The sequence below is a fragment of the Kitasatospora sp. NPDC059571 genome (genome assembly GCF_042735675.1).
In the GTDB taxonomy this organism is placed as follows: domain Bacteria; phylum Actinomycetota; class Actinomycetes; order Streptomycetales; family Streptomycetaceae; genus Kitasatospora.
The window spans coordinates 1-10,442 of the sequence record NZ_JBHWBW010000270.1 but is presented as its reverse complement, the minus strand read 5'-3'; the positions used below and the strand labels follow the sequence as shown (position 1 = coordinate 10,442).

The 10,442-nt window shown below is 75.4% G+C and carries 6 protein-coding genes; 2 read left to right on the top strand and 4 right to left on the bottom strand.

The features are described from left to right. Window positions 1-43: 43 nt before the first annotated feature. Genes ACFV0G_RS25535 through ACFV0G_RS25520 form a run of 4 tightly spaced genes read right to left on the bottom strand, consistent with a single transcriptional unit; the run spans window position 44 to window position 7,763 of the window. Window positions 44-2,143, bottom strand: coding sequence for an ATP-dependent DNA helicase (locus ACFV0G_RS25535; RefSeq protein WP_380552353.1), 2,100 nt, complete (start codon window positions 2,141-2,143; stop codon window positions 44-46). A 13-nt stretch (window positions 2,144-2,156) separates the two neighbouring features. Continuing rightward, a complete protein-coding gene (locus ACFV0G_RS25530) occupies window positions 2,157-3,962 on the bottom strand; it encodes an IucA/IucC family protein (RefSeq protein ID WP_380552350.1) in 1,806 nt (601 codons plus the stop codon). Beyond that, entirely contained in the window at window positions 3,940-5,937 is a 1,998-nt protein-coding gene (locus tag ACFV0G_RS25525) for a GNAT family N-acetyltransferase (protein WP_380552347.1), read from the bottom strand. The genes ACFV0G_RS25530 and ACFV0G_RS25525 overlap by 23 nt, the downstream gene beginning before the upstream one ends. Next, on the bottom strand, window positions 5,934-7,763 hold the full coding sequence (locus ACFV0G_RS25520; protein ID WP_380552344.1) for an IucA/IucC family protein: 1,830 nt from the start codon (window positions 7,761-7,763) through the stop codon (window positions 5,934-5,936). Before ACFV0G_RS25520 ends, ACFV0G_RS25525 begins: the two co-directional genes overlap by 4 nt. Before the next feature lie 298 nt (window positions 7,764-8,061). Here ACFV0G_RS25520 and ACFV0G_RS25515 point away from each other — a divergent pair, with 298 nt between their 5' ends. After that, window positions 8,062-9,210 carry a trypsin-like serine peptidase gene (locus ACFV0G_RS25515; protein WP_380552341.1) on the top strand — a complete coding sequence of 383 codons (1,149 nt, stop codon included), beginning with the start codon at window positions 8,062-8,064 and terminating at the stop codon, window positions 9,208-9,210. A gap of 40 nt (window positions 9,211-9,250) precedes the next feature. Continuing rightward, on the top strand, window positions 9,251-10,384 hold the full coding sequence (locus ACFV0G_RS25510) for a trypsin-like serine peptidase (protein ID WP_380552338.1): 1,134 nt from the start codon (window positions 9,251-9,253) through the stop codon (window positions 10,382-10,384). Window positions 10,385-10,442 lie beyond the last annotated feature (58 nt).

Below are 10,442 nucleotides of genomic sequence, written 5' to 3'. Positions count from 1 at the left end.
GCACCCACCCCTCACGCGTTCCCGCCCTCCGGGACCGGCCGGGTCAGGAGGCGGAGCGCTTGGCCACCGGCTTCACCGGCGGGGCCGAGGCGTCGATCGCCGCCAGCGAGCGCCGCACCTGGTTGCGGTCGGTGGTGTACCAGAAGTCCGGCATCGAAGACCGGAAGAAGCCGCCGTACCGGGCGGTGGCCAGCCGCGGGTCGAGCACGGCGACGATGCCCCGGTCGTCGGCGGCCCGGACGAGCCGGCCGGCGCCCTGCGCCATCAGCAGCGCGGCGTGGGTGGCCGCGACCGCCATGAAGCCGTTGCCGCCGGCCTCCTCGACGGCCTTCTGCCGGGCGCTCATCAGCGGGTCGTCCGGCCGCGGGAACGGGATGCGGTCCATCACCACCAGCTGGCAGGCGGAGCCCGGCACGTCCACGCCCTGCCAGAGCGACAGCGTGCCGAACAGGCAGCTCTCGGCATCCGAGGCGAACGCCCGGATCAGCTCGCCGAGCGTCTCCTCGCCCTGCAGCAGGATCGGGTTGTCCAGCCGCTCCCGCAGCGCCTCGGCCGCGGTCTGGGCGGCCCGCATCGACGAGAACAGGCCCAGCGTGCGCCCGCCGGCCGCACCGATCAGCTCGGCCAGCTCGTCCAGCATGGCCGGGCGGTCCGGCTCGCGGCCGGGCGGCGGGAGGTGCTTGGCGACGTAGAGGATGCCCTGCTTGGGGTAGGTGAACGGCGAGCCGACGTCGATCCCGCGCCACAGCGGCGGGGCGTCCTCGCCGCCCGCGGGCTCCGGCTCGTCCGGCCGGCGCTCGTCCGGCAGCCGGCCCTCGGCCGGCAGGCCGACCGAGGCCGCGACGCCGGTGAAGTCCCCGCCCAGCTTGAGGGTGGCCGAGGTGAGCACCACCGAGCGGTCCTTGTAGAGGCCCTCCCGCAGCAGCCCGGAGACGGAGAGCGGGGCGACCCGCAGCGAGGCCGCCCCCATGCCGAAGCGGTCGCTGCGCTCGATCCACACCACGTCGTAGGCGGAGTCCTGGAGGAGCCGCTCGGCGGTCTCGTGCAGCGACTCCGCGGAGGCCATGGCCTGCTTGCGGACCGCGTCCTCGTCGGAGAGCGCCTTGTCGCGGGTCTCGCCCAGCGAGGTGATGACCTGGCGGGCGGCGTCGCGGATCGCGGTGACCGCGTACCCGAGGTACTCCGGCAGCTCCTCGACCCGGCCGGGCTGGGCCGTCTCCATCAGGCCGTGGTAGTTCTCCGCCGCGGCCTGGAGGGCGTCCACCGCCTTCTCGTTGGCCAGCTTGGCGGCGCGCCGCACGGCCCGGTTGACGGCGTGCACGGTCAGCTCCGCGGTGGCCGCGCCGGTCACCCGGTTCACCAGCTCGTGGGCCTCGTCGATGATCAGCAGGCCGTGCTCCGGCAGCACCGGGGCGCCCTCGATCGCGTCGATCGCCAGCATCGCGTGGTTGGTCACCACCACGTCCGCCAGCTTGGCGCGCTCGCGGGCCGCCTCGGCGAAGCACTCCTGCCCGTACGGGCACTTGGTGGCGCCCAGGCACTCGTTGGAGGTCACCGAGAGCTGCGCCCAGGCCTTGTCCGAGACGCCCGGCGACATGTCGTCGCGGTCGCCGGTCTCGGTCTCCTCGGCCCACTCGCGCAGCCGCAGCACGTCCTGCCCGAGCTTGCTGCTCGGCCCGCCGAGCACCTCGGCGGCGTCGAACAGGCCCTCCCCCTCGTCCGCCGGGGTGCCCTCGTGCACCCGGTGCAGGCAGAGGTAGTTGGAGCGGCCCTTGAGCATCGCGAACAGCGGCCGGCGGCGCAGCACCGGGTGGAGCGCCTCGACGGTGCGCGGCAGGTCCCGCTCGACCAGCTGGCGCTGGAGGGCGAGCGTCGCGGTGGCGACCACCACGCGGTCGCCGTGCGCGAGCGCGGGCACCAGGTAGGCCAGGGACTTGCCGGTGCCGGTGCCGGCCTGGACGAGCAGGTGCTCGCCCTCGTCGACCGCGTCGGCCACGGCCGCGGCCATGGCGACCTGGCCGGGCCGCTCGACGCCGCCGACCGCGGTGACGGCGGCGTGCAGCAGCTCCGGGATGCGCGTCCGCGGGACGGGGGCCGGCGCGTCGTCGCCCGGCAGTGGCAGGGGTGCGGAGTCGTTCGTCATGACGCCGACCACCCTACGGCGCGGCACCGACAGTGCGGGGCCGCTGGGCGGGGAGAGCGGCGATCGCGCCGGGGTGGAGTGCGTTGGCGACCTGTCCGTGCACGGCGGCGCCCGGGCGGGCGGGGCGGTCGCGGTAGCCGTCGAGCAGCAGCCGGTTGCGGTTCAGGCAGAGCCGGTCGATGCGCGGGGTGAGCAGGTCGAACAGGGCGAACCGGTCGGCCAGCTCGGGGAAGCGCCGGTGGTGGGCGAGCACCTCGGCGCGCAGCAGCGCCCAGAAATCGGCCTCGGGGAGGCCGAGCTGCGCCTCGAACAGCGGGGCGAGATAGCGGTAGACGCCCACGAACAGTCCGGCGTGCAGGAACTGGCAGAGGAAGTCCGGCGGCCGGCGCAGCAGGACGCGGTCGGCCTCGGCGGGCAGGCCGTCGAGTTCCGGCAGGTCGCGGTCGGAGAGGTTGACGTCGTCCACGAAGTCCTTGACCGCCAGCCGGACGGGGACGTCGTGCTCGTCGAAGATCACGATGGCGTTCTCGCCGTGCGGGGAGAAGACGGTGCCGTAGCGGTAGAGGAAGTGCAGCAGCGGGGGCAGCATCGCCGCGAACAGCCGGCCGAGCCAGGCGTCGGGGGCGAGCCCGGAGCGGGTGACGAGCTCGGCGGCCAGCGCGCGGCCGTCGCTGCCGGTCTGCAGCAGGGCCGCAAGGGTGCGGCCGCGCTCGCCGGGTGCCAGGTGGCGGCCGAGCGGTTCGCGCCAGATGGCGCCGAGCAGCTCGCGGTACTGGTAGGGGACGCCGGGGAGGTCGGTGAAGTGCGGGTGGGCGACGGCGACCGAGGCGATCTCGCCGAGCAGCACCACGCGGCACTCGTCGCGCAGGTACGGGTCGCCGTCGCGGATGCCGTGGATCCAGTCGGTGACGGCCGGGGCGGCGAGGGTGCGCTCGGTGGGCAGGCCGCGCCAGACCATGGTGTTGAGCACGGCGAGCGGCAGCTTGACGGTGCACCGGTCGGGCCGGCTGACGTTGAAGAAACTGCGCACCGACTGCTGGGGCAGCCGCAGGTCGCGGTCGGGCGGCAGCGGGACGATCTCGCCGCCGGCGATCCAGGGGGCGAACAGCGGGACGACGATCTCGTCCCACTGCCAGGGGTGGACGGGCAGCAGTACGTACTCGTCGGCGCGCTCGCCGAGCAGGGCGCGGAACTCGCCGAGGCTGTCGAGTTCGCGCTCGTAGAGGTCGTCCGGGCCGCGGAACTCGGCGAGCGAGCGGTGCACCGCGAGCCAGGGCAGCCGCCGGGCGGTCCTGGCCTCGGGGGCCCAGCCGGCCGCGTCGGCGGCGGAGAAGCCGAGCCGGCCCTTGTTGGGGACGATCCACGGGTGGCCGCTCTGCCGGCCCTCCAGCTCGGAGTGCGAGAGGTCGGCGAGCTCGGCGGCGGTGAGCGGGTCGGCCAGCAGGTGGGCGTCGGCGATCAGGGTGGCGGTGAGTTCGCGCAGCAGGTGGCCGGTGGTCGGGCCGTCCGCGCCGAGCCGGCCCTGGGCGCGCTTGAGGAAGAGCAGCGGGTCCAGGCCCGGGTCGGTGGGGCAGTGCAGGGTGGCGGGGTCGATCCGCCAGCTGCCGTAGGCGCCGCGGCGGGCGGTGAAGCGGTACTCGTGGCCGCCGTCGAGGGCGACCAGGTGGCCGTCGGTGGCCGGGACGGGGTCGAGCAGCTCCTCGTAGGCGAATTCGGCGAGCATCTTGGCGAGCATGGCGCGGCAGGCGCTGCGCCAGAGGTCGGGGGTGAGCTGCGCGGGGCGGTGCAGCGGCGGGTCAGGGCTGTACTGCGGTGCCACGGGCGGCCTCCTCGGGGTGCGGCGGGGCCGCCGGGCCGGCGGGCGGGGCGAAGCTCGTCCAGGCGGTGCGGGCGGGCAGCGGGTGGAGCTCCTTGCCGGCGACGGCGTTGAGGATCACGGCGGCGCGGTGGGCGCCGAGGCCGAGGTCGGGGGTGCCGACGCCGTGGGTGTGGAGTTCGGCGTTCTGGACGTAGAGGCCGCCGGTGAGTTCGGGGCGGGTGGCGACCCGGTGGTCGAGGTCGACGCGGTAGCGGCCGTGCTCGTCCCACGCGACGAGGTGGGCGATCGGGTCGAGGGCGGCGGGCCGGGTGGCGCGGTACCCGGTGGCGAGCACCACGGCGTCGGTGCGAACGGTGTGCTCGGTGCCGGAGTCGGTGTGCCGGCAGTGCAGTTCGAGTCCGCCGCAGGGGCCGGCCTGGGCGGCCGTGACAGCGGTGCCGGGCATGATCTCGACCGGGTCGGTGCCGGGCGGGCGGCCGGTGGAGCGTTCGTAGAGCAGGTCGTGGATCGCCGCGAGGGTCTCGGCGCTGGCGGCCTTGTGCAGCTGCCACTGGGCGGGGACGAGGCGCTCGCGGACGGCGGCGGGCAGGCCGTGGAAGTAGCGGGTGTAGTCGGGGGTGAAGTGCTCCAGCCCGAGCTTGGAGTACTCCATGGGGGCGATCGCCCGGGTACGGCTGAGCCAGCGCAGCCTGGTGCCGTCGTCGGCGCGGCGGCGGAGCAGGTCGAGGAAGACCTCGGCGCCGGACTGCCCGGAGCCGACCACGGTGATGTCGCGGGCGCCGTCGAGGGCGGCGAGCCGGTCGAGGTAGCCGGCCGAGTGCCAGACCCGGGGGTGGCCGGTCAGCGCGGCGAAGGCCTCGGGGTGGGCGGGCCGGGTGCCGGTGCCGAGGACGACGTTGCGGGCCCACAGCCGGGTGCCGCCGGCCTCGGCGGCGAAGAGCTCCCGGCCGGCGTCCCAGTGCAGGGCGGTGACGGGCGTGCCGAAGCGGCAGTTGGGCAGCCGGTCGGCGGTCCAGCGGCAGTAGTGCTCGTACTCGCGGCGGGTGAGCTGGAAGCGCTCGGCGAAGTAGAAGGGGTAGAGCCGCTCCTGGTGGCGCAGGTAGTTGAGGAAGGACCAGGGGCTGGTGGGGTCGACCAGGGAGACCAGGTCGGCGAGGAAGGGCACCTGCATGCGGGCGCCGTCGATGAGCATGCCGGGGTGCCACCGGTAGGCGGGGGCGGCCTCGCAGAACACCGTGTCGAGGGCGTCGGTGCCGTCCGCGAGGGCGGCGAGCGAGAGGTTGAAGGGGCCGATCCCGACGCCGAGCAGGTCGTACGGCCGCTCGTCCGCCGGGGCGGGGCGGCCGGCCGCGGGCGCGGTGGCGGTGGCGCCTGGCGCGTTGGCGGCGGCGGGCGGCCGGTCGGCGGTGCGCGGGCGGATCATCAGGGCGGCCCGCTTGTCGGGGAGTTCGAGGTCGCCGGCGTGGTCGAAGCCGGCGCCGGCGAAGGCCCGGACGGAGGGGATGTTGCGGACGTCCGGTTCGGCGAGCACCCGGCGGCAGGCGGGCCGGCGGGCGAGGACGCGGTCGGCGAGGGCGCGGATGAGGGCGGTGCCCAGGCCCCGGCCGCGATGGTCGGCGGGGCCGATCAGCAGGTGGAGGCCGGTGTCGTGGGCCTGGGCGGGGTAGTGCCCGGCGAGCGGGTCGAGGTCGGCGCGGTACACCTCCCAGTAGCTCATCGGGACGCCGTCGAGCAGGCCGAGGCAGGGCCGGCTGCGGCCGTCGCCGTCGAGCTGGGCGCGCAGGTGGCGCTCGGTGGTGGCCGGCGGCCCGGCGAGCTGCCAGTAGGCGGCGACGGCGGGGTCGTTCATCCAGCCGGTGAGCAGCGGCAGGTCGTCGGGGAGGCGGACCGGACGGAGCCGGAACTCGCCGGCGGGGGTGGCCATCGGGCCCCAGTCGGCGATCCGGTCGAGCGGATCGGCGGCGCGGGTGCTCATGCGCCGGCCCCCGGGGTGCGGGCGGCGACCGGGTTGGCGAGGGCCACGTACACGGACTGGGTCTCGACCGGGCCGGTGAGTTCGTCGAGGCCGTGCAGCCGGGTGAGCAGGTTGGCCTTGCAGCGCAGGGTCGGCGCGTCCAGCAGGTGCTGCGGGAGGGTGGAGCCGGTGGCGGCGGCACGCGGGCCGGCCAGGAAGCGGCGGAGCGCGGCGAGCAGCACCTGTTCGTCGGCGAGCTGCTGGGAGCCGAACGCGCCGATCAGGCCGAGGACGTGGTTGATGCCGAGGTAGTAGGCGAAGCGCTCGTCGGCGACGTGGTCGGGGACGAAGGTGTCGCTGGCGGTACCGAGGCCGGGGAGCCGGGCGGTGAGCCGGTCGGCGTGCGAGGCGCGGTAGTAGTAGCCCTGGTTGTCGCGGTAGCGGCCGCCGGTGGGCCAGCCCTCGGCGTCGAGCAGGACGAGGCTGTTCTGCTGGTGGGCCTCCAGGGCGATGCCGGCCTGCCCGTCGAGCCAGAGGATCGGCAGGACGACGGCGTCGAGGTAGCGCAGGAACCATTCGGCGGCGACGGTCCGGGCGGTGCGGCCGGTGCGGGCGGCGAGTTCGGCGACGATCGTGGCCAGCCGGGAGCCGAGCCGGGCGGCGGGCTGTTCGGCGACGAGTCCGGCGAGGCAGGCGACCCGGTCGGCGGGGCCGAAGGGCTGCTGCCGCAGGACGGTGTCCAGGCCGGTGGGCTCGGGCAGGCCCGGGTGGTCGACGCCGATCCAGGCGGGGTCGCGGACGATGTCGAAGCCGGGGTGCGCGGCGCGCCACTCGGCGCCGAGGCCGGCGTCGAGGAGGCGGTGCACCTCGGTGCCGCGGTGGAGTTCCTTGCGGAGGTTCTCCCGGCGGGAGTTGGTGATCCGCAGGCCGAGCGAGAGCTTGAGCATCCAGGGGGTGCCGGGGCGGGTGACGGTGCGCACCGAGGAGGTGGGGTGCCAGGGTTCGCCGTGCGGGCCGAGGTCGTGCAGCAGGCCGGCCTCGAACAGTTCGGCGACGGCGGGGCGCAGCGCGAGTTCGCGGGCCTGCCAGGGGTGCAGGGGCAGGGCGGCGGTGCCGGACGGGAGGGCGGCGCCGTCGCCGAGGAGGGCGGCGGTGATCCGGTCGGCGGGGAGCCCGGTGGCGGAGTCGGCGGCGAGCAGGGTGCGGTCGACGGCGTACCAGTGGAGCCGGAAGGAGCCGTGGAGTTCGGGCGAGTAGGCGCGGCTCTGGGCGGGGCCGAGGCCGTCGCGGCTCTTGGGGGTGGGGTGCAGCGGGTGGCCGAGCAGCAGGGCCTGCTCGGCGCGGAGGAAGGGGTCCGGTTCGGCGGCCTCGGGGGTGCGGCGCCGGTGGGCGAGGATCTCGGCGGTGCGGGCGACCGAGTCGGCGACCCGGGCGACCAGGTCGGCGATCTGCCCCGGGTCGCGGTGGCCGGCCGCGCCGGCGATCAGGGCGGCGACGGTGACCGCGTCGACCGGGGCGGCGGGGCCGCCGGGGCCGGTGGTGAGGGCGACCGGGCCGAGGCGGTGCCAGCCGCAGGCCGACCAGTGCCGGACGGGGGCGCTGAGCTGGGCGGCGCCGCCGAGGACGGGGACGGTCAGCCGGCCGGCGGGGTCGGGGGCGGCGCCGCTCTCCCGGGCCCAGCAGCGCAGCAGGGCCTCGGTGCCGGCGTGTTCGGCGGCGGCGGCCGGGTCGGGGTCCAGCAGCGGGTCGTCGGCAGGTGGCAGTGGCGCGGTGCGGGGGCGGGCTCGGTGGGCAGCGGCCGGGCCGGGCGGGGCGGCGGGCGGGGCTCCGGTGAGGGCGGTGCTCAAGGCTGCTCCTTCGGCGCCCGCAGGGCCGGGCGCGGCCAGTCGAGCGGGTGCGCGGGGGAGGCACCCGGTCGGTCCAAGGGTTAACGGACGGGGTTGTGCGCCGACAAGATCACCTCACTCGTTAAGGTGAATACCCGCCGATCACTCACTCGTGGGGGTGGTGTGCGCTGACGGTGTGTCCGGGTCACGGTTGGGTGACCTCTTGTCAGGGAGGGCAACCGGTCGGCGGTTTCGTACGTGTCGGTGGTGGCAGACTGCACCGTCGGCAGGGGCACAGCGACGTCTGGGGGGCGGAGCCATGCGAAAGGGAATCGGGCGGGCGGGGCCGGTGGCGGTGTTCGGCGCCGCACTGCTGCTGGCGGTGGCGGCCTGTACGCCGGGGGGCGGGGGCGGCGCGGATCCGTCCGGCGGGCCCACCGCGGCCGGGCGGCTGACGCTGCCCTCGGACGTGCCGCCCGGGCTGCTGGCGGGTCTGCCGCGCAGCTGGGAGGAGCTGCGGCGGTGGCGGTTCGCCGACTGGGACGCCTGGGCGTCGCGGCACGTGTTCAGCAATCCGGTGGTGCGCGGCCTGTGGAGCCCGGACCGGATGGACGGCGCGCAGGCGCAGCCGCCCTCGCCGCCGGCCGCACCGCCGTCCCCGACGGCCGCCTCGGCGGTGCCGGACCCGGATCCGTCGCCGGTGGCGGCGGTGCCGGTGGAGCGCCCGTACACCCGCTACCCGGCCTCGGGGAAGGTGTTCTCGACGGCGCCGGGCGGCGGAACGGGCCAGTGCTCGGCGACCGTGGTGGCCGATCCTGCGCACCCCGGCAAGTCCGACCTGGTGTGGACGGCGGCGCACTGCGTGCACGAGGGCAAGGGCGGGGACTGGTACCGCAACCTGGTCTTCGTGCCCGCGTACAACAGCTCGGGCGCGGCGAGCGGGGGCCGGCGGGCGACGCTGGCGGAGGTCGCGCCGCTCGGGCAGTGGTGGGCGGACCGGGTGGTCACCTCGCCGCTGTGGCCGGTCGAGGGCGGGCACGGCGGGGACGCCGCGAACCAGTACGACTTCGCGATCCTGCACGTCCACGACCCGGACGGCGGGGGGCGGTCGCTGGAGGAGGCGATCGGCACCGCGGTGCCGGTCTGGTTCGACGCGCCGCGCACCGCACTGTCGGTCTCGGTGTGGGGCTATCCGGCTCTCAAGCCCTTCAACGGGCAGGAGTTGGACCGCTGCGACGGCGGCCGGCCGGTGAGCCGCTCGTTCGACCCGGCGCGGCCGGCGATGCTCACCGTGGGCTGCACCATGACGGCCGGCGCGAGCGGCGGCGGCTGGTTCGCCACCATGCCGGACGGCCGGCAGGCGCTGGTCAGCAACACCTCGATCGGCACCGCCGGGCACACCGCGCTGAGCGGGCCGTACCTGGAGAGCGTCGCCCGCCAGGCGCTCGCCTACCTGTCCCAGAAGTAACTCCGGTACGACGACACACACCAACGGGGAACGGAACACCATGCCGATCACCATCCGCCGCGCAGCGGCAGCCGCGGCCACCGCGGCGATACTCACCCTGTCCGTGACCGCCTGCGACCCGGAGGGCGGCGGCCAGGACGCCGCGCCGCCGGCGTCCGCCGCGGGCTCCGCCAAGCCCGGCCTGGACCTGTCGGCGGCGCTGAAGAACCTGAAGAACTGGTCCAAGGACGACTGGGCGAAGTGGGCGAACGCGCACGGCTTCACCCCGGAGAAGCTGAAGGGCTTCTGGGACCGGGCGAAGATGGACTCCGCCAAGGGCATGGAGGCGCAGGACGCCACGCTCCAGTCCGAGAAGATCGCGCCGGAGAACGACGCCCAGCCGCCCGCGAAGATCCCCGCCAAGGCGCAGGCGCACCCGTACTCGGCGAGCTCCGCGGTGCTCGGCAAGATCTTCATGAAGGTCGACGACCAGAGCAGTGCGGTCTGCTCGGGCACCGTGATCAGCGACCCGGCGCACCCGGGCAAGTCCAACCTGGTGTGGACGGCCGCGCACTGCCTGCACGAGGGCAAGAACGGCACCTGGTTCAAGAAGATGGCGTTCGTGCCCTCGTACAACCGCACCGGTGCCGCCTCGAAGGGCCGGGAGGCCGCCTTCGAGCAGGTCGCGCCGTACGGCGTGTGGACGGCGGACTACGCGGTGGTCTCCCCGCAGTGGGCGGAGGAGGGCGGCGAGCACGGTGGCCCGGTCAGCCAGTACGACTTCGGCATCATCCGGGTGCACAACGAGAACACCGCCGGCGGCCTCTCGCTGGAGGAGACGGTCGGCGGTTCGGTGCCGGTCTGGTTCAACGCGCCGCGCGCGCAGATCACCGGGGCGTCCGCCTACGGCTACCCGCAGGCCGCGCCGTTCGACGGACAGGAGCTGGAGCACTGCGACTCGCAGGTGCGTCCGGGCCGGCTCTCCTTCGACGCCGAGCGGCCCACCATGTACGTGATCGGCTGCACCATGACCGGCGGTTCCAGCGGCGGCGGCTGGTTCGTGCTGCGGGCCGGCAAGCCCGCACTGATCAGCAACAACTCGATCGGCCCGCGCCCGGCGGCGTGGATGGCCGGCCCGGCCCTGGGCGACCAGGCGAAGGCCATGCTCGACTACGTCAGCGGGCTGAAGGACTAGCGGATCGAGGGGCGGGCGCCCCGGCACGACGGCGCGGGCCCCGATCCGGTGTGGATCG

What these genes read in the sequence shown, in the direction of transcription:
- ACFV0G_RS25535 (WP_380552353.1), bottom strand. Translation starts at nt 2,143, where the DNA reads ATGACGAACGACTCCGCACCCCTGCCACTGCCGGGCGACGACGCGCCG.
- ACFV0G_RS25525 (WP_380552347.1), bottom strand. Translation starts at nt 5,937, where the DNA reads ATGAGCACCCGCGCCGCCGATCCGCTCGACCGGATCGCCGACTGGGGC.
- ACFV0G_RS25515 (WP_380552341.1), top strand. Translation starts at nt 8,062, where the DNA reads ATGCGAAAGGGAATCGGGCGGGCGGGGCCGGTGGCGGTGTTCGGCGCC.
- ACFV0G_RS25510 (WP_380552338.1), top strand. Translation starts at nt 9,251, where the DNA reads ATGCCGATCACCATCCGCCGCGCAGCGGCAGCCGCGGCCACCGCGGCG.